The organism is Streptomyces sp. NPDC002386, from assembly GCF_053593175.1.
The window spans coordinates 490,697-510,219 of sequence record NZ_JBSFBX010000002.1 but is presented as its reverse complement, the minus strand read 5'-3'; the positions used below and the strand labels follow the sequence as shown (position 1 = coordinate 510,219).

The following is a 19,523-nucleotide window of genomic DNA, read 5'->3' as shown; positions in this document are numbered from 1 at the left end:
ATGCCCGACCAGTCCCCCACCAAGACCCGCACGCCCGGCTCCCCGGCGCCCGAGCCGAGCGGCCACGGCGGCACCGCCGAGAACCGCGGTGGCGTCTCCCGGCGCGCCCTGCTCGGCACCGCCGGCGCCACCGGACTGGCGCTCGGCGCGGCCGGCGCGGCCGTGGGACACGCCTCCGCCCCCGCCCAGGCCACGCCGTTGACCTCGGTGGGCGCCGGCCGGGCGATGTTTCACGGGAAACATCAGCCCGGCATCACCGAGGGACTCCAGGCCCGCGGCCACCTCGTCGCCTTCGACCTCGCGGCGGGGGCCGGCCGCAAGGAGGCGGCGGCCCTGCTGCGCCGCTGGTCGGCGACGGCCGCACGGCTGATGGCGGGTGAGACGGCCCCCCACGGCGACACCGGCGTGGCCCGGGACGCGGGGCCGTCCTCGCTGACGATCACCTTCGGCTTCGGCCACGGCTTCTTCGGGCGGACCGGCCTGGAGAAGCAGCGGCCGGCGGCCCTGGACCCGCTGCCCGACTTCTCCTCCGACCGGCTCGACAAGGCGCGCAGCGACGGCGACCTGTGGGTGCAGATCGGCGCGGACGACGCCCTCGTCGCCTTCCACGCCCTGCGCGCCGTCCAGAAGGACGCCGGTCACGCGGCCCGCGTCCGCTGGCAGATGAACGGCTTCAACCGCAGCCCCGGTGCCACCGCCCACCCCATGACGGCTCGCAACCTCATGGGCCAGATCGACGGCACCCGGAATCCCAAGCCCGCCGACGCCGACTTCGACCGGCGGATCTTCGTGCCCGCCTCGGCGGAACCCGCCTGGATGGCGAACGGCTCCTACGCCGTCGTCCGCCGGATCCGCATGCTCCTCGACGACTGGGAGACGCTGTCGCTCGCGGCCCAGGAAGCGGTCATCGGGCGCCGCAAGGACACCGGGGCGCCGCTGTCCGGGGGCGACGAGACGACGCCGATGGACCTGGACAAGACCGACGCCAAGGGCGAGCCGGCCGTGCCCGTCAACGCCCACGCCCGGATCACCCGGCCCGACCGCAACGGCGGCGCCGCCATGCTGCGGCGCCCGTTCTCGTACCACGACGGCATCGACCAGGACGGCACGCCGGACGCCGGGCTGCTCTTCGTCTGCTGGCAGGCGGACCCGCTGCGCGGCTTCGTACCGGTGCAGCGCAAGCTCGACCGCGGTGACGCCCTGTCGAGGTTCATCCGGCACGAGGCAAGCGGCCTGTTCGCGGTGCCCGGCGGCGCGGCCGAGGGAGAGTACGTGGGACAGCGGCTCCTGGAGGGGTGATTCCGGCCGGAGGACCACCCCCTGGGGGTTTCAAACCACCCGGTCGAGTGGCGTCGACGAGACACGGAAGCCGTGCGCCCCGGCGCCCATTAGGGTGAGGACATGCCAGCGAGCTATGCGTATCTCGGTCCCGAGGGCACCTTCACCGAAGTCGCCCTGCGCACGCTTCCGGAGGCGGCGACGCGGGAGCTGATGCCCTACGTGTCCGTGCAGTCCGCACTGGACGCGGTGCGGGCCGGCGAGGCCGAGGCCGCGTTCGTGCCGATCGAGAACTCCGTCGAGGGCGGCATCACCACCACCCTGGACGAGCTGGTCGCGGGCGAACCGCTGACGATCTACCGCGAGGTGCTGCTCTCGATCACCTTCGCGCTGCTGGTCCGGCCCGGCACCCGGCTGGCGGACATCAAGACGGTCTCCGCGCACCCGGCGGCCCAGCCGCAGGTCCGCAACTGGCTCAAGGCGAACCTGCCGGACGTCCACTGGGAGTCGGCCGCCTCGAACGCGGACGCGGCGCGGCTGGTCCAGGAGGGCCAGTACGACGCCGCGTTCGCGGGCGAGTTCGCCGCCGCCCGGTACGGCCTGGAGGCCCTGGAGACCGGCATCCACGACGCGGAGAACGCGCAGACCCGCTTCGTGCTCGTCGGCCGCCCGGCCCGGCCCGCGGCACCGACCGGCGCCGACAAGACCTCGGTGGTGCTGTGGCAGCGGGACGACCACCCCGGCGCCCTGCGCGACCTGCTGGGGGAGTTCGCCAGCCGGGGCATCAACCTCATGCTGCTGCAGTCCCGGCCGACCGGCGCCGGCATCGGCAACTACTGCTTCTGCATCGACGCCGAGGGGCACATCTCCGACCGGCGGATGGCCGAGACGCTGATGGGGCTGAAGCGGATCTGCCTCCAGGTGCGGTTCCTCGGTTCCTATCCGCGCGCCGACATCCTTCCCGGCGAGGCCCGGGACACCCCGCCGGGCACTTCGGACAAGGAGTTCGTGGCGGCCGCCGACTGGGTGGCGCGTTGCCAGGACGGCCGGTTCTGAGGCGGCCGTAGACTGCCACCGGTCAGTCCTACCTGCATATCTTCGTTATCCACAGAAGTTATCCACAGGTTCGCTTCTCGACCTGGGGACAAGTCGACAAGGGCGAGCGATCCCGTCGACAAATCGCCCTGGAAGTGCCCCTTGCGGCCACCGTCCCGCACGTCACCCTTCGTCCACCCGTTTCCTTTGGTTCATCTTTTGGGGCGACCCCTTTCCACTCGAAAGTAGGTGTCACCCCTGCTTGAGGCGAGAATTCCTTCGTCCGGCCGAAACTTCCGGAGTGATCAATTCCGGGATCCACAGACTTTCCGCACAGCCTGTGGATAACTATCCCGAGGGCGTGGATCGCTGTGGACAACGGCCCCTCCAAGTGCCGCCCTCCACAAGGAAATCCGGTCAACCGGGAATCCGCCGACCGCCACGTTCCAGGGATTGAGACACCTTTTCTTGACAGCCTCCACCACTCTGCGCAATTGCCCTGAAACGGCACGTAAGGCGCGAGTCGCAATAGTGAGTCGTGACCTGCGAGCTCGCACCGGTAGCCTTGCCCGCGTGATTGACCTTCGCCTGCTCCGTGAGGACCCCGACCGTGTGCGCGCGTCCCAGCGCGCCCGTGGAGAGGACGTCGCGCTCGTCGACTCCCTCCTGTCTGCCGACGAACGGCGCAGGTCCTCCGGCGTCCGCTTCGACGAGCTGCGCGCCGAGCAGAAGTCGCTCGGCAAGCTGATCCCCAAGGCCACTCCGGAGGAGAAGGCCGAGCTGCTGGCGCGCGCCGAGCAGCTCAAGGCCGATGTCAAGGCCGCCGACGCCGAGCGCGACGCGGCCGACACCGAGACCCAGCAGCTGCTGCAGCGACTCGGCAACCTCGTCCACCCCGACGTGCCCGTCGGCGGCGAGGAGGACTTCGTCACGCTGGAGACGCACGGCACCATCCGCGACTTCGGCGCCGAGGGCTTCGAGCCCAAGGACCACCTGGAGCTCGGCCAGGTGCTCGGCGCGATCGACGTCGAGCGCGGCGCCAAGGTCTCCGGCTCCCGCTTCTACTTCCTCACCGGTGTCGGCGCCCTGCTGGAGCTGGCCCTGGTGAACGCGGCGATCGCGCAGGCCACCGCGGCCGGCTTCACCCCGATGCTGACCCCGGCGCTGGTGCGCCCGCAGTCCATGGCGGGCACCGGCTTCCTCGGCCAGGCGGCCCAGGACGTCTACCACCTCGACAAGGACGACCTGTACCTGGTCGGCACCTCCGAGGTCCCGCTGGCGGCCTACCACATGGACGAGATCATCGACGCCGACCGGCTGCCGCTGCGGTACGCGGGCTTCTCGCCCTGCTTCCGCCGCGAGGCCGGCTCGCACGGCAAGGACACGCGGGGCATCTTCCGCGTGCACCAGTTCGACAAGGTCGAGATGTTCTCCTACGTGACTCCCGAGGACTCCCAGCAGGAGCACAAGCGCCTGCTGGAGTGGGAGAAGCAGTGGCTGACCTCGCTGGAGCTGCCCTTCCGCGTCATCGACGTCGCCTCCGCCGACCTGGGCGCCTCGGCCTCCCGTAAGTACGACTGCGAGGCGTGGATCCCGACCCAGGGCAAGTACCGCGAGCTGACCTCGACCTCGGACTGCACCGAGTTCCAGTCCCGCCGCCTGTCGATCCGCATGCGCGACGGCAAGCAGGTCCGCCCGCTGGCCACGCTCAACGGCACCCTGTGCGCCGTACCGCGCACGATCGTGGCGATCCTCGAGAACCACCAGCAGGCCGACGGTTCCGTCCGGGTCCCCGAGGTGCTGCGCCCGTACCTGGGCGGCCGGGAGGTCCTGGAGCCGGTCGCCAAGTGAGCGCCGGATTCCCGTTCCGACTGATCGCGACCGACCTCGACGGAACACTCCTGCGCTCCGACGAGTCGATCTCACGGCGCACCCGTGACGCGCTCGCCGCGGCCACCGCGGCGGGCGCGGCCCACATCGTCGTCACCGGCCGCGCGGTCCCCTGGACCCGCCACATCCTGGACGACCTCGGCTACGACGGCCTCGCCGTCTGCGGCCAGGGCGCCCAGGTGTACGACGCCGGCGCGCACCGCCTGCTGACCTCGGTCACCCTGGACCGGCAGCTCGCGGGCGTGGCGCTGGCGAAGCTCGAGGCGGAGGTGGGCCCGCTGTACCTGGCGGCGAGCCGGGACGGCCTGGAGGGCGAGGTGCTGGTGGGCCCGGGCTACGCGGTCACGGGCAACCTGCCCGCCACCCCGTTCACGGACGCGGCCGACCTGTGGTCCGCGCCGCTGAACAAGGTCTACATACAGCATCCGACGCTCGGCGACGACGAGCTGGCGGACGTGGCCCGGCGCGTGGCCGGCGGTTTCGTCACGGTGGCCATGGCGGGCGCGGGCATCGTGGAGCTGCTGCCGCTCGGTCTGTCCAAGGCCACCGGCCTCTCCCTGGCCGCCCGCCGGCTGGGCCTGAAGGCCGCCGACACGATCGCCTTCGGCGACATGCCCAACGACATCCCGATGTTCGCCTGGGCCGCCCACTCCGTGGCCATGGCCAACGCCCACGAGGAGCTCAGGGCAGTGGCCGACGAGGTCACCACCTCCAACGAGGAGGACGGCATCGCAGCGGTCCTGGAGCGCCTGCTCCCGTAGCCCACCGCTCCCCGCGCCCCGCTCAGGGGCGCGGGGAACCGCGCGCCCAGCCACAACCCCGCGGCACCTCGACCCCGGCCTCCAAGGCACAGCCCTCAGAAAACTCCGGCCAACCACCCCAGGGGCGCGGGGAACCGCGCGACCAGCCACCACACCGCCGCACCCAGCCACGGCCCCAGACCCCACGGCGCAACCCTCAGCAGAACCGCGCCCACCCAATCCAGTCACCGCAAACCGACAACCCACCCAAGTCCCAGTGACAACGTCTCGCGGAGGATGCACGAATCGAACGTGCGCGGGCTCTCACACCCGACCACGGCTTAGCAAGCCGGTGCCTTGCCACTCGGCCAATCCTCCGGGTGGGCGGCCCACGCGAGAGCGACATCGCGTGCTCGAAGCGGCCGCCCCGGGCAGCCCCCATGAGCTCTACGGAGCTGTGGCGATCACTCCGGAGCCCGCCTCGGGCTGCCCTGACGGGAGCTGGGCGTACTGTCGTGCATGGACATCGCCCGGCTCCTCTCCCGGTCCGCGACGCCGGGACCGTCCCGGCGGTTGGGGCACAACCACTCTGCCCCGCACGGGACTTGGGCGCCACCGAATAACCGGGACCGCGTCCGTCCTAACGGCGCCGCCACCTGCGTCTGCGCGCCTTGCCGAAGAACCACCCCGCGGGCGGCTCGTCCGACCGCCAGGGCTGCGGCTCGGGCGACTCGGCGCGCCAGCGGGCGGCGAGCATCCGGGCCCGCGCGGACGGTTCGGAGGTCTCCGCGGCCCGAACGAACGCCTCGTCCAGGACGGTCTCGTCCCAGTCGTCGCCCCCGGCCCGCCCGGCTCCGCCGTGCTCCGGTGTCCGCTCAGCCATCCGCGGCCTCCCAGCCGTACATCCGCTCCGTCCAGTGTGCCCGCGCGGAGGTGAAGGCCCCGTCAAGGACGACCGGGGCCCCACGGGCCTACTCCTCGCCCGCCAGCTTCAGTGCCCGCAGCTTCTGGCCGGCGTACCAGGTGGCCAGGACGGTGACCACGACGAGCAGCACCGTGGCCGTCGTCAGGCCGACGTCGGAGGTGACCAGGTCGCCGCCGGCGAGCTTCTGGGCGACGGCGAGCGACCACTGCTGGACGCTCAGCGTGCGCGCGCCCGGCACCAGGGAGCCGAACAGGGCCTCCCAGACGAGCGCGTAGACGAGCCCGAGGACCACGGCGTGCCGGGACACCGTGCCCAGCAGCAGGAACAGCGCCGAGTAGGCGATGGAGGAGACCAGCGCCGCCACCGTGTAGGCGACGGCGATCTGCTGTCCGTTGCCGTTCAGGATCAGGCCCGCGAGCATGGTGGGCACGGCGGAGAACACCATGGTCACCGCGATGGCGACGATCAGCTTGGTCATGATGATCGTCGGCCGCTTCAGCGGCTTGGACAGCAGGTACACCACGGAGCCGTCGTCGATCTCCGGGCCGATCGCGCCCGTGCCGGCGATGACTCCGATGATCGGCACCATGGTGGCGAGCGCGAAGCCGCCGAGGACGTCGGCGGCCGTCTGGTCGTCGGCGCCGGTCAGGGCACGGACCGCCACGGAGATCACGAGCAGCAGCAGCGGCAGCGCGCCGAGGATGAGGGCCCGGCGGCGGCCGAGCAGGGCCCGGTAGGTGAGCCGGGCGACGGTGGGGTCGTACATCAGGGCCTCCTACGCCGCGACCAGGTACGAGAAGACGGACTCGAGGGACTCGTCGGACGGCGAGACCGTGAGCAGCCGGATGCCGTGGTCCCGGGCGACCTTCGGCAGCAGTGCGGTGAAGCGGCCGAAGTCGACGGCCTGGATGCGCAGCGCGCCCTCGGCGACGTCGACCTCGATGCCGGACGTCGACGGGTCGGCGATCAGCGCGGCCGCGAGGGCGCGGTCGTCACTGGAGCGGACCAGGTAGCGGTGCGGCCGGTCGGTCATCAGGCGGCGGATCCTGCGGAAGTCGCCGCTGGCGGCGTGCCGTCCGGCGACGACGACCTCGATGTGCCGGGCGAGCTGCTCGACCTCCTCGAGGATGTGCGAGGAGAACAGCACCGTGCGGCCCTCGTCGCCCATCCGCCGCAGCAGGTCCATGAGCTGCATGCGCTGGCGCGGGTCCATGCCGTTGAACGGCTCGTCGAGCAGCAGCAGGGAGGGGTCGTGGACCAGCGCGGAGGCCATCTTCACCCGCTGGCGCATGCCCTTGGAGTACGTGGAGATCTTCCGGTCCTGCGCGTACTCCATCTCGACCGTGGCGAGCGCCCGCTGGGCGGCCTTCGCGCCGAGTCCGTGCAGTTCGGCGTTGGCGACGACGAACTCGCGGCCGGTGAGGAAGTCGTACATCGCCTCCCGCTCGGGGACGATGCCGATGTGCTTGTAGATGGCCTCGTTGCGCCACACCGGCTGCCCGTCGAGGGTGACCGAGCCGGTGGAGGGGGCGAGGAAGCCGCCCATCATGTTGATGAGGGTGGACTTCCCGGCGCCGTTCGGGCCGAGCAGGCCGGTGACGCCGGGGCCGATGGTCATGGTGATGTCGTTGACGGCGACCACGTTGCCGAACCAGCGGGAGACGTGGTCGATGCTGAGGGTCGTCACAGCCCCACCTTCTTGTAGCGGCGGATCAGGAGGGCGTAGCACGCGGCGATCAGGCCGAACACGACCAGGACGTACACCACGCCCTCGCCACTGGACGGGCCGGTGCCGCCGGGGAAGCCGGAGCTGCCGCCGAGGAACGCGGACTGGACGCCGTCGACCAGGGTGACCGGCGAGAACAGGCCGATCCACGGCACGGCACCGGTGCTGCCCTGCACGTCGGCGATGGCCTGGAGCGTGGAGACGGCTCCGTAGGAGATGGTCAGTACGGCGATCACGGCGGCGATGCCGAACCCGCGGCGCGGGGTGACGGCGGCGATGACCAGGCCGATCCCGGCGAAGAGCAGTGAGAGCAGGGCCACGGAGACCAGCCCCTGGGCGAACTCCTCGGTCTGGTGCGCGAAGCCCATCTTGGCCAGCAGCGCGCCCGCGTACATCACCAGCAGGGGAGCGCCGGTGAGGACGAACAGGGCCGAGGCGAGCGCGGCGAACTTCGCCCGCACGTAGTCGGCGGTCTCGATGGGCCGCGAGAAGTACAGCGGCACGGTCTTGAAGCGCAGGTCGCGGGAGACGGACTGCGGCGCCTGCGAGGCGACGTACAGGCTGATCACCGCCTGCATGACGATCGCCCAGCGGGTGTAGGCGTGGGCGAGCGGCAGTTCGTGCGCCTTGGTGGCCACCGCGACGGCCACCATGATGGCCGCGGGTACGCACATCACCACGAACAGCAGCATCGGCAGCACCTTGGACTTCACCGAGCGGCCGAGGCCGTAGGCGCCGCGCAGGGACTGCGAGTACAGCGAGCGGCGGGCGTAGCCGCGGCCCAGGCGGGGGCCGTCGTAGCCGCGGTAGCCGATGTCGTGGATACGGGACTGGTCGCCGCCGGCGGTCACCGGCGCGGGCTGCTCAACCGCCATGGCCGACGGCCTCCTTCCGCTGCTCGTCGCTGCTGGTGAACACCTCGGAGATGTGGTGCCGGCGCTGCTCCATGCGCACCAGCCCGAGACCGAGGTCGGCGACGACGTCGCGGACCAGGTCGTACGTCTCCTCGCCCGGGGCGGTCAGCAGCAGGATGTGTCCGGCGCCCGGCAGGCCGGCGCCCTCGTCGTGGGTGTCCACCCCGCGCGCGCGGAGCGCCTCGCGGACCGCGCGGGTGCCGTCCGGATGGCTGTCGCTGTCGGTGACCTCGATCGCGAGGGTGGTCGTGGTCTGGGTGAAGTCGGTGGTGGAGCTGGAGCGCAGCAGCTTGCCGCCGTCGATGACGACGACGTGGTCACAGGTGCGTTCCAGCTCGCCCAGGAGGTGCGAGGTGACGAGGACCGAGATGCCGAAGTCGGTGTGGATGCGGCGGATCAGGCCGAGCATCTCGTCCCGGCCGACCGGGTCGAGGCCGTTGGTCGGCTCGTCCAGGAACACCAGCCGGGGGTCGTGCACCAGGGCCTGGGCCAGCTTCACCCGCTGCTTCATGCCGGTGGAGTAGCCGCCGATGGGGCGGTAGCGCTCCTCGTACAGGCCGACGTGGCGCAGCGTGTCCGCGGTGCGCTCGCGCGCGGCGGTGGGCGGCAGACCGGACATGCGCGCCATGTGCACGACGAACTCGGTGGCCGAGACGTCGGGCGGCAGGCAGTCGTGCTCCGGCATGTAGCCCACCCGCTCGCGGATGGCGGCGCCCTCGGTCGCCACGTCCAGGCCGAGCACGGCGGCGCGGCCCTCCGTGGCGGGGGACAGACCCAGGAGGATCTTGATCAGGGTGGACTTGCCGGCGCCGTTGGCTCCGACGAGTCCGGTCACACCGGGTCCGATGTCCATGGACAGCCGGTCGAGCGCGGTCACCCGGGGGAACCGCTTGCTCAGGCTTTCGGTCGCGATCACAGTCACGCTTCGAAGGTAGTGACGCCGGACACCCCGGTCGTCAGACCTCAGAGCCGTCTTCACGTCAGACTCGAGTAGGACGGGACCCTGAGCGATCCCCTGCCCCGGACCTACCCGGCGGCGACTCGCCCGCCGTCGTCCACAGCTCCTGATCCACCCTATTGACGCCGCCTCTAACAACTGTCACATTCACCAGTGTCAAGTTACGGACGCGTACCGCAGTCGACGGACGGGGCGGCATGACAACGGTGGTGAGCAGCGAACTCTCCGCGGAGCTGCGGGGGTTCAGGCGGGTGCAGCGCCTCGCCTACGAGTGCGCGGAGGCGGTCGCGGCGCGTCTGGAGCCGGGCGTCACCGAGCGCGAGGCGGCCCGGATGCAGCGCGAATGGCTGCGTGAGCGCGGGGTGCGGGACTGGTTCCACCTGCCCTTCGCCTGGTTCGGCGACCGCACCGCGTTCGTGGACTTCCGCGTGCCGCTGCAGTTCTTCCCGACCGGCCGCCGGCTGGAACCCGGGATGCCGTTCATCCTGGACATGGCCCCGGTCTTCGAGGGATGCACCGCCGACATCGGATACTCGGGCTCGCTCGGCGTCAATCCGGTGCAGGACCGGCTGATGGCGGATCTGGAGGCGCACCGCGAGCTGATCCTGCGGGAGGTGCGCGAGCGGCGACCGCTGCGCGAGATCTACCAGGACGTGGACCGGCTCATGGTCCGGCAGGGCTACGCCAACCGGCACCGCGCGTATCCCTTCGGGGTGATCGCCCACAAGGTGGACCGGGTGAAGGCCCGCCGCTTCTCCCCGTACCTGTTCGGGTTCGGCACGCAGTCCCTCAAGGGGCTCGCCGCCGACGCCCTGCACGGCCACCGCGAGGGCTGGTCGCCCCTGTGGTCGCCGTACCGCTTCTCCGACCACCCGCCGCAGCCGGGCCTGTGGGCGGTCGAACCTCACCTCGGATTCCGGGGCACGGGCGCGAAGTTCGAGGAGATCCTGGTGGTCACCGACTCCCGGGACCCCGGGGAGAGCGCCTTCTGGCTGGACGACGATCTGCCGCACGTGCGGCGCTGGGCGGAGGCGAAATGACACTGAAGGGGGCGCGTGAGCGCCGGGTGCGGACCGGCGGGGTCGAGCTGTGCGTGGCCGAGCTGGGCGATCCGCGGGCGCCCACGGTGGTGCTGGTGCACGGCTATCCGGACAGCAAGGAGGTCTGGTCGGAGGTGGCCGCACGCCTGGCCGACCGCTTCCACGTGGTGCTGTACGACGTCCGGGGCCACGGCCGCTCCACGGCACCCCGGCCGCTGCGCGGTGGTTTCACCCTGCCCAAGCTCACCGACGACTTCCTGGCCGTGGTGGACGCGGTGAGCCCGGACCGGCCGGTGCACCTGGTGGGCCACGACTGGGGCTCGGTGCAGTCCTGGGAGTTCGTCACGGTGGGCCGCACGGAAGGCCGCATCGCCTCCTTCACCTCCATGTCCGGACCGTCCCTCGACCACTTCGGGCACTGGATCAACGCGCGCGTGAGGCGTCCGACGCCCCGCCGGGTGGGCCAGCTCCTCGGCCAGGGCGCCAAGTCCTGGTACGTCTACCTGCTGCACACCCCCGCCCTGCCGGAACTGGCCTGGCGGGGCCCGCTCGGCAAGCGCTGGCCCCGGATCCTGGAGCGGGCCGAGAAGATCCCCACCGGCGACTACCCGACCGCGTCCCTGCCCTCCGACGCCGCGCACGGCGCCTGGCTGTACCGGGACAACGTCCGCGCCCGCCTGCGCAGGCCCCGCCCGGACGCGTTCGCGCACGCACCCGTGCAGCTCATCACACCCCTGGGCGACGCGTTCCTGTCGGAGCGGCTCTACGACGACCTGGACGCGTGGGTACCGCGGCTGACCCGCCGCACACTGCCCGCCAAGCACTGGATCCCGCGCACCCGGCCCGACCAGGTGGCGTCATGGATCGAGGAGTTCGTCACGAGCGTCGAGGGCGGCCGGCCGGAGACGAAGGCCACCGGCCGCCACGCGGACCGATTCGGCGGCCGGCTGGTGCTCGTCACCGGCGCGGGCAGCGGCATCGGCCGGGCCACGGCGTTCGCCTTCGCGGAGGCCGGGGCGCGCGTGGTGGCCGTCGACCGCGACGCCGAGGCGGCCGCCCGCACCGCCGAACTGTCCCGGCTGATCGGGGCCCCCGAGGCCTGGGCGGAGACGGCGGACGTCTCGGACGAGCAGGCCATGGAGAAGCTGGCCGAGCGGGTGCACAGCACCTACGGCGTGCTGGACGTGCTGGTCAACAACGCGGGCATCGGCCTCTCGGGCTCCTTCCTCACCACGACCACCGACGACTGGCGCAACGTCCTGGACGTCAACCTGTGGGGCGTCATCCACGGTTGCCGGCTCTTCGGCGCGCGCATGGCCGAGCGCGGACAGGGCGGCCACATCGTCAACATCGCCTCGGCGGCCGCCTATCAGCCGTCCCGCGCGCTGCCCGCCTACAGCACCTCCAAGGCGGCGGTCCTCATGCTCTCCGAGTGCCTGCGGGCCGAACTCGCCGAACAGGAGATCGGGGTCACGGCCGTCTGCCCGGGACTGGTCAACACCAACATCACCGCCACGGCCCGCTTCACCGGCGTCGACGAAGCGGAGGAACGCCGCCGTCAGCAGCGCTCGGCCCGCCTGTACGGGCTGCGCAACTACCCCCCGGAGAAGGTCGCGGACGCCGTCCTGGACGCGGTGACCCGCAACCGGGCGGTGGTCCCGGTGACCCCGGAGGCCCGAGGCGCCCACCTCCTGTCCCGCTTCATGCCGGGAGCACTGCGAAGGCTGGCCCGCGTGAACCCGAAACTGTGAGGCCCGACCGCCGGATCCGTCACGGGCACCGCTCAGCCGCCCGGCCGGCTCCGGCAACCAGCCAAGGACGTCCACATGACCGACCTGCCGCCCCGGAAGACCTACCGCATCGAGGACTTGGCCCACCGTTCCGGCACCAGCGTGCGGACCATCCGCGCCTACCAGGACAAGAACCTCCTCCCCCGTCCGCAGCGCCAGGGCCGGGCCAACCTCTACTCCGACCTCCACCTCACCCGCCTCCGCCAGATCACCCATCTCCTGGACCGCGGCTACACCCTCGCGTCGATAGGGGAACTCCTGGACGCCTGGGACACCGGACGCGGCCTGGGCGGGGTCCTGGGGCTGGCCACGGAGGTGGAGGGCCCGTGGACCGACGAGCAGCCGGCCCGCGTCACCCGCGCGGAGCTCAACAGCCGCTTCAGCGGTGCCCCCGACGAGGACGCCGTGAGCGAGGCCCTCGAACTGGGTGTGCTCGAACCGGTGTTGGACGACCCTGACACGTTCCTCGTTCCCAGCCCCCAAGAGCTCTATGTGGCAGCCGAGTTGCACGCCGCGGGTGTACCACTTTCAGCGATCGCTGGCCATCTGCGGGAGTTGCGTGGCGACATCGAGCACATCGCGGCCCGTTTCCTGGAGTTCACCACCGAGCACGTCTTCGCCCGCTACCTGGACGATCCCGCGCACCGCACGGACGCGCACGCGGCCGAAGCGGCCTCGCTGGTGCGCCGGCTGCGCCCGTTGGCCAGGCAGACGGTGGACGCCGAACTGGCGCGCGCGATGCGGACGTTCGCGGTGCGGCACCTCCGGGAGGGCCTCGCCCCCGACCCTCCGTCGCAGTCGACGGAGGACAGGCGGTCCGTCGAGCTGCCCGAGGATGTGATCAGCGCTGTCGAGGCCCTGGTTGGCCGGGAGCACGCATCCACCTTCATAGCTCTGTCCACCGAACGGGAGTTCAGGGCAAGGGCTTTGGACAACATGATCACAAAGCGACACGGCAGAACAGTAGTTGATCAAACCCCATGAACCACCCGCCCGTTGTCCACACCTTCTCCAAATAGCCTGTGGATAACGCGAGTTGCCTGTGGATCAAACCTCAAGAAGAAAAACAACCTGCGTGATCCGTGTCTCTCCCGCACCCTGGAGAGATGGACGACAGACGCACCGTGAAGGTGTCGAAGTACCTCTCGAAACACCTCCGCCACCAGCCCGAGCGCATCGGCCTGACGCTGGACCCGGCCGGCTGGGTCGAGATCGACACACTGATCGCCGCGGCCTCCGCGCACGGATTCCGCCTCACCCGCGAGGAACTCGACCACGTGGTGGCCGTCAACGACAAGCGGCGGTTCGCCGTCGAGGGCACCCGGATCCGCGCCAGCCAGGGACACAGCGTCGAGGTCGACCTCGGCCTGCCCTCCGTGCCCCCGCCGCCGTACCTCTACCACGGCACCGTCGCCCGCAGCCTGGACGGGATCCGCGCCGAGGGCCTGCGGCCCATGAACCGGCACGACGTCCACCTGTCCGCCGACCGCGAGACCGCGACCCGGGTCGGCGCCCGCCGTGGCCGGCCCGTCGTCCTCACCGTGGACGCGGGCGCCATGCACCGCGACGGCCACGTATTCCACGTCAGCGCGAACGGGGTGTGGCTCACCCGCGCGGTACCACCCCGCTACCTGCGCTTCCCCGCCGCGCAGTGACCCCCGGCCCGCACCCCCGCACCGGCCCGCTCACCCCGTCGCCCGGCGGCCACACACAGTGACCGATTTCGGCCATTGCCGAGCCGTCCCCGTACGCTCGGACCCATGAGTCTGCGTCTGAGCACCGTGATCCTGCCGTACCGCCGCTGGAGCGAGGGCGGCCGTGCGGCCTGGGTACGGGCCGAGGAGCTCGGTTTCCACACCGCGTACACCTACGACCACCTGTCCTGGCGCAGCTTCCGCGACGGCCCCTGGTTCGGTGCCGTGCCGACCCTGACCGCCGCGGCGGGCGTCACCGACCGGCTGCGTCTCGGCACGCTGGTCACCTCCCCGAACTTCCGGCACCCGGTGACCCTCGCCAAGGAACTGATCTCCCTCGACGACGTCTCCGGCGGGCGCCTGACCCTGGGCATCGGCGCGGGCGGCACCGGCTTCGACGCCACCGCCCTCGGCCAGGAGCCGTGGACGCCGCGTGAGCGTGCCGACCGGTTCGCCGAGTTCGTGCCACTGCTCGACCGGCTGCTCACCGAGGACTCCGTGACACATGAGGGCCGGTTCTACTCGGCGGTCGAGGCGCGCAACATCCCCGGCTGCGTGCAGCGGCCCCGACTGCCCTTCGCCGTGGCGGCCACCGGCCCGCGCGGACTGCGGCTCGCCGCACGGTACGGACAGGCGTGGGTGACCACCGGCGACCCGAAGCTGTACGAGAACGGCACCCCGGAGGAGTCCGTCGCCGCACTGCGCGGGCAGACGGCCAAGCTGGCCGAGGCCTGCGCGGAGGCCGGCCGGGACGTGGCCGAGCTGGACAAGGTGCTGCTCACCGGCTTCACTCCGGACCGCGGCAGGCCGCTGGAGTCGCTGGACGCCTTCGTGGACTTCGCGGGTCGTCACCGGGAGCTGGGCTTCACCGAGATCGTGCTCCACTGGCCGATCCCGGACTCCGACTTCGCCGCCGACGAGAAGGTCTTCGAGCGGATCGCGATGGAAGGGCTCGCCCAGCTGTCCTGATCGGTGACGGAGACGTCCGCCGGCCAACCGTGGTGTGTCGGTGGACTCATCTGTGCGGACTCCCGCACGGGCGTGCGGGCATATGCGCCAGAATGGCCCGGTGACCTCAGCGACCAGACAGCCCGGGACCCCGGCCGCCGCCTTTCGGCCGCGGCTGATCGCCACCGACCTCGACGGCACTCTCCTGCGCGACGACAAGTCGGTCTCCCCGAGGACGGTCGCCGCGCTGGCGGCCGCGGAGGAGGCGGGCATCGAGGTCTTCTTCGTCACCGGCCGGCCGGCCCGCTGGATGAACGTCGTCAGCGAGCACGTGCACGGCCACGGCCTGGCGATATGCGGCAACGGCGCCGCCGTGGTCGACCTGCACGGCGGACCGGGCACACACCGGTTCGTGAAGGTGCGCGAACTGGCCCGTCGCAACGCGCTGGACGCCGTACGGCTGCTGCGCGACGCGGCACCCGGCACGGTCTTCGCGGTCGAGCAGACGTACGGCTTCCACCAGGAGCCCGCCTATCCCAAGCTGCACATGGAGACGCCGGACAACCTGCTGCCCGCGGAGGAGCTCCTCGCAGCCGACGGCCCGGACTCCGACCAGCCGGTGCTCAAGATCCTCGCCTACCACCCCGAGCTCGACCCGGACGCCTTCCTCAACCTGGCCCGGCCGGCGGTCGGCGAGCGCGCCAACGTCACCCGCTCCAGCCCCAGCGCCCTGCTGGAACTCAGCGGCCCGGGCGTGTCCAAGGCCAGCACCCTCGCCCTGTGCTGCGCCGAACGCGGCATCTCGCACGAGGAGGTCGTCGCCTTCGGCGACATGCCCAACGACGTCGAGATGTTGACCTGGGCCGGCCGGTCGTACGCGATGGGCAACGCCCACCCGGACGTCATCGCGGCCGCCTCGGGCCGTACGGTCGCCAACAACGAGGACGGCGTGGCGATCGTCATCGAGCGGATGCTCGCCGGACGGGACTGACCTCCGTCCGGCGCCGGCCGTACCGGTTCCGGCGCGCCCCTCAGCGCGCCGCCATCAGCGACTCCGCGGCCGCCTCCCGCCGTGCCATCGCCCGCAGCGGCCCGTCCACGGCGGCCAGCTCCGCGTACGGTCCCCGCTGCACCACCCTGCCCTCGTCGAGCACGACCACCTCGTCCACCGCGTCGAGCCCGGCCAGCCGGTGGGTGATCAGCAAGGTCGTACGGCCCTCGGTGGCGGACAGCAGGTCCGCGGTGAGCGCGTCGGCCGTCGGCAGGTCCAGATGCTCGGCGGGCTCGTCCAGAACGAGCACCGGGAAGTCGGCCAGCAGCGCCCGGGCCAGGGCGAGACGCTGACGCTGCCCGCCGGACAGCCTCGCCCCGTGCTCGCCGACGAGCGTGTCCAGGCCGTCCGGCAGCCCGTCCACCCAGTCCAGCAGCCGGGCCCGGGACAGCGCGTCCCGCAGGTCGGCCTCGCCGGCGTCCTTCCGGGCGAGCAGCAGGTTCTCGCGCACCGTGCTGTCGAAGAGGTGGGCGTCCTGGGCGCACAGTCCGACGAGCCGCCGCACGTCGTCGCCCTCCAGGGCGTAGGCGTCCACACCGGCGAGCGTGTACGAGCCCGCCCCGGCGTCGAGGAACCGCAGCAGCACCTGGGCGAGGGTCGTCTTGCCGGAGCCGGACACACCGACCACGGCGATCCGCCGTCCGCGTTCCAGGGTGAGGTCCAGCCCGTCGAGGGCGTCGCTCCGCTGACCCGGGTGGCGGGCGGTGAGGTCCCGGACCACGAGGGGGAACGGCGAGAGGGGCGCCTGCCGCGGCCGGTCCGGCTCGGTGACGGGTTCCGGGGCGTCGAGCACCTCGAACACCCGCTCCGCGCTCCGGCACATCCGCTGGCGGTGGCGCACCGCGAGCGGGAGCCCCAGGACGGCCTCGAAGGCGGCCAGCGGGGTGAGCACCACCACGGCCATCGCCACTCCGCCGAGCCGGCCCGCGGCCACCGCCTGGGCACCGAGCAGCGCGGTCGCGGCGACGGTCAGCCCGCAGACCAGCGCGGTGAGCCCGTCGCCGAGTGCGGTGGCGGCCGCGCCGCGCGCGGCGATCCGGGTGAGGGTGCCGTCGGCCCGCCGGGCCGCCGCGGTACGGGCCGGCAGGGCGCCGGCGACGGTCAGCTCGGCGGTGCCGGTGAGCAGGTCGGTGACCCGGGTGGCGAGCGCACCGCGGGCGGGCGCCAGTCGGCGCTCGGCGCGCCGGGCCGCGGCTGCGGTGACCATGGGGACACCGGCGCCGGCCGTGAGGAGGCCGGCGGCGAGGGCGGCCCCGGCCTCGGGCAGCAGCCAGGCCGTGAAGGCGACGGACACCGTGGAGACGGCGGCCGCGACCCCGGCGGGCAGCAGCCAGCGCAGCCAGTAGTCCTGGAACGCGTCCACGTCGGCGACCAGGCGGGTGAGCAGATCGCCACGGCGGGCCATCCGCAGCCCGGCGGGTGCCAGCCGCTCCAGCCGCCGGTACACCGCGACCCGGGTGTCTGCCAGCATCCGCAGCACGGCGTCGTGCGAGACGAGCCGTTCGGCGTACCGGAAGACGGCACGGCCGATCCCGAACGCCCGCGTCGCCGTCACGGCCACCATCAGATAGAGCACCGGCGGATGCTGCGAAGCCCGCGAGATGAGCCAGCCCGAGGTGGCCATCAGTCCGACGGCGCTGCCGAGTGCCAGGCCGCCGAGCAGCAGCGCGAGCAGCAGCCGGCCGCGCCGGGGGCCCGCGAGGCCTCGTACCCGGGCCAGTGTCCGGCCGCGCGGTGCCGGGACCCCGGTCTCCGGCTCCGGCCCGGCCCCGGCAGGGCCGCCGGCCTCGACCGAGCGCACGGGGTCGGACGTGTCGGCCGCCCTGGCCGCCGCGAGCGTCCCGGCATCGGCCGTCCCGACGACGGGCGGCGCGGAAAGGTTCAGCCGGACCACCCGGTCCGCCACCTCCAGCAGCGCCGGCCGGTGCACCACCAGCAGCACCGTACGGCCGACCGCCAGCCGGCGCACCGCCGCCACGACATCGGCCTCCGTCGCCCCGTCCAGCGCGGCCGTCGGCTCGTCCAGCAGCAGTACGGGCCGGTCGGCGAGGAAGGCACGGGCCAGCGCGAGCCGCTGGCGCTGACCGGCGGACAGTCCCGCCCCGTCCTCCCCGAGCACCGTCCCGGCACCCTCGGGCAGCGCGTCCACGAACTCCAGCGCGCCCGCGTCCCGCAGTGCCCGGCGCACAGCGGTGTCGTCCGCGTCCGGCCGGGCCAGCCGTACGTTCTCCGCGATGGTCCCGGCGTACAGGTGCGGCCGTTGCGGCACCCACGCGATCCGCGAGCGCCACTCCTCGAGGTCGATGCCGGCGAGGTCGGTCCCGCCGACGCGCACCCGGCCCTCGGTGGGACGGACGAAGCCCAGCAGCATGTTCAGCAGGCTTGTCTTGCCCGCGCCGCTCGGCCCGACCAGGGCCACGGTCTCACCGGGCTCGACGGTGAAGGACACGTCCGTCAGGGCATCGGCCGAGCGCTGCGGGTAGCGGAGCGTCACCGCGTCGAAGGTGATGGCGCCCGGAGGTACCGCTGCGGTGCCCGACACCGGAACCGGTGTCTCCAGCACGGCGAAGATTTCCTCCGCCGCGGCGAGCCCCTCCGCCGCCGCGTGGTACTGCGCCCCCACCTGGCGCAGCGGCAGATAGGCCTCGGGGGCCAGCACCAGGATGACCAGCCCGGTGTACAGGTCCATGTCGCCGTGCACGAGACGCATGCCGATCGTCACGGCGACCAGCGCGACCGAGAGCGTGGCCAGCAACTCCAGGGCGAACGAGGAGAGGAAGGCGACGCGCAGCGTACGCATGGTGGCCTGGCGGTACTCACCGGTGATCCGCCGGATGGACTCGGCCTGCGCCTTGGCCCGGCCGAACACCTTCAGCGTGGGCAGCCCGGCGACCACGTCCAGGAAGTGACCGGACAGCCGGGACAGCAGCCGCCACTGACGGTCCATCCGGGACTGGGTGGCCCAGCCGATCAGCATCATGAAGAGAGGGATGAGCGGCAGGGTGCCGACGATGATCGCCGCGGACACCCAGTCCTCGGTGACGATGCGCGCCAGCACGGCCACCGGGACGACCACCGCGAGCCCCAACTGCGGAAGATAGCGGGAGAAGTAGTCGTCGAGGGCGTCGACTCCGCGCGTGGCCAGGGTGACCAAGGAACCGGTCCGCTGCCCGCCGAGCCAGCCGGGACCGAGCTGAACCGCTCGGTCCAGAACGCGTCCACGCAGCTCCGACTTCACGGCCGCGCTGGCGCGGTGCGCGGCGAGTTCAGTGAGCCACGCGATGATCGACCGGCCCACGGCCACGGCGGCCAGCGACAGCAGGGGAGTGCGGAGTTCGGCGACCGCCTGACCGTGCTGGAACGCCCCGGTGACCACCTCGGCGATGAGCATCGCCTGGGCGATGACCAGCACGGCCCCGACGGTTCCCAGAGCGACGACGGCCACCAGGAAGAGGCGGGTGGCGCGGGCGTGTCGCAGCAGGCGCGGATCGATCGGTTTCACGTGAAACATGCCCTTCCGTCCGGAGGGTGTGT

General features: G+C 72.2%; 16 protein-coding genes and 1 tRNA gene. 10 read left to right on the top strand and 7 right to left on the bottom strand.

The annotated features are described in order from the left end of the window. From efeB to ACWCPN_RS06440, 4 genes are all read left to right on the top strand, one after another. Positions 1-1,299, top strand: a complete 1,299-nt coding sequence (gene efeB, locus ACWCPN_RS06455; protein ID WP_451202804.1) for an iron uptake transporter deferrochelatase/peroxidase subunit — start codon at positions 1-3, stop codon at positions 1,297-1,299. Positions 1,300-1,401: 102 nt separating this feature from the next. After that, entirely contained in the window at positions 1,402-2,334 is a 933-nt protein-coding gene (gene pheA / locus ACWCPN_RS06450) for a prephenate dehydratase (protein ID WP_365121951.1), read from the top strand. Between the two features lie 552 nt (positions 2,335-2,886). Continuing rightward, a complete protein-coding gene (serS, locus tag ACWCPN_RS06445) occupies positions 2,887-4,164 on the top strand; it encodes a serine--tRNA ligase (protein WP_392293062.1) in 1,278 nt (425 codons plus the stop codon). After that, on the top strand, positions 4,161-4,964 hold the full coding sequence (locus tag ACWCPN_RS06440) for an HAD family hydrolase (RefSeq protein ID WP_199211182.1): 804 nt from the start codon (positions 4,161-4,163) through the stop codon (positions 4,962-4,964). Before serS ends, ACWCPN_RS06440 begins: the two co-directional genes overlap by 4 nt. A gap of 270 nt (positions 4,965-5,234) precedes the next feature. Here ACWCPN_RS06440 and ACWCPN_RS06435 read toward each other — a convergent pair. From ACWCPN_RS06435 to ACWCPN_RS06410, 6 genes are all read right to left on the bottom strand, one after another. Beyond that, positions 5,235-5,321 (bottom strand) — tRNA-Ser (locus tag ACWCPN_RS06435). A 262-nt stretch (positions 5,322-5,583) separates the two neighbouring features. Then, a complete protein-coding gene (locus ACWCPN_RS06430; RefSeq protein WP_199211183.1) occupies positions 5,584-5,826 on the bottom strand; it encodes an SGM_3592 family protein in 243 nt (80 codons plus the stop codon). Between the two features lie 88 nt (positions 5,827-5,914). After that, complete coding sequence (locus tag ACWCPN_RS06425; protein WP_199211184.1) at positions 5,915-6,634, bottom strand: ABC transporter permease subunit; 720 nt, start codon at positions 6,632-6,634, stop codon at positions 5,915-5,917. 9 nt (positions 6,635-6,643) lie between these two features. Further along, the gene (locus ACWCPN_RS06420) at positions 6,644-7,555 is read right to left on the bottom strand and encodes an ABC transporter ATP-binding protein (protein WP_365121943.1); all 912 of its coding nucleotides are present in this window, start codon (positions 7,553-7,555) and stop codon (positions 6,644-6,646) included. Then, positions 7,552-8,469: an ABC transporter permease gene (locus tag ACWCPN_RS06415; protein ID WP_451202800.1), complete on the bottom strand. Its 918-nt coding sequence runs from the start codon at positions 8,467-8,469 to the stop codon at positions 7,552-7,554. The genes ACWCPN_RS06420 and ACWCPN_RS06415 overlap by 4 nt, the downstream gene beginning before the upstream one ends. Continuing rightward, the gene (locus ACWCPN_RS06410) at positions 8,459-9,424 is read right to left on the bottom strand and encodes an ABC transporter ATP-binding protein (protein ID WP_451203048.1); all 966 of its coding nucleotides are present in this window, start codon (positions 9,422-9,424) and stop codon (positions 8,459-8,461) included. The genes ACWCPN_RS06415 and ACWCPN_RS06410 overlap by 11 nt, the downstream gene beginning before the upstream one ends. Positions 9,425-9,663: 239 nt before the next feature. On the opposite strand from ACWCPN_RS06410, the gene ACWCPN_RS06405 reads away from it, so the two are divergent. From ACWCPN_RS06405 to ACWCPN_RS06380, 6 genes are all read left to right on the top strand, one after another. After that, positions 9,664-10,506 carry a M24 family metallopeptidase gene (locus ACWCPN_RS06405; RefSeq protein ID WP_451202797.1) on the top strand — a complete coding sequence of 281 codons (843 nt, stop codon included), beginning with the start codon at positions 9,664-9,666 and terminating at the stop codon, positions 10,504-10,506. Then, complete coding sequence (locus ACWCPN_RS06400; protein ID WP_451202795.1) at positions 10,503-12,257, top strand: SDR family oxidoreductase; 1,755 nt, start codon at positions 10,503-10,505, stop codon at positions 12,255-12,257. The genes ACWCPN_RS06405 and ACWCPN_RS06400 overlap by 4 nt, the downstream gene beginning before the upstream one ends. Positions 12,258-12,332: 75 nt before the next feature. Further along, a complete protein-coding gene (locus ACWCPN_RS06395) occupies positions 12,333-13,280 on the top strand; it encodes a MerR family transcriptional regulator (protein WP_451202792.1) in 948 nt (315 codons plus the stop codon). A gap of 122 nt (positions 13,281-13,402) precedes the next feature. Then, positions 13,403-13,951 carry an RNA 2'-phosphotransferase gene (locus tag ACWCPN_RS06390; protein ID WP_451202790.1) on the top strand — a complete coding sequence of 183 codons (549 nt, stop codon included), beginning with the start codon at positions 13,403-13,405 and terminating at the stop codon, positions 13,949-13,951. Positions 13,952-14,056: 105 nt separating this feature from the next. Continuing rightward, entirely contained in the window at positions 14,057-14,959 is a 903-nt protein-coding gene (locus ACWCPN_RS06385) for an LLM class flavin-dependent oxidoreductase (protein ID WP_451202787.1), read from the top strand. Positions 14,960-15,041: 82 nt separating this feature from the next. Further along, positions 15,042-15,929, top strand: a complete 888-nt coding sequence (locus tag ACWCPN_RS06380) for a Cof-type HAD-IIB family hydrolase (protein WP_451202785.1) — start codon at positions 15,042-15,044, stop codon at positions 15,927-15,929. A 40-nt stretch (positions 15,930-15,969) separates the two neighbouring features. Here ACWCPN_RS06380 and cydD read toward each other — a convergent pair whose 3' ends face one another. Beyond that, positions 15,970-19,491, bottom strand: coding sequence for a thiol reductant ABC exporter subunit CydD (gene cydD / locus ACWCPN_RS06375; protein ID WP_451202783.1), 3,522 nt, complete (start codon positions 19,489-19,491; stop codon positions 15,970-15,972). Between the last annotated feature and the right edge of the window lie 32 nt (positions 19,492-19,523).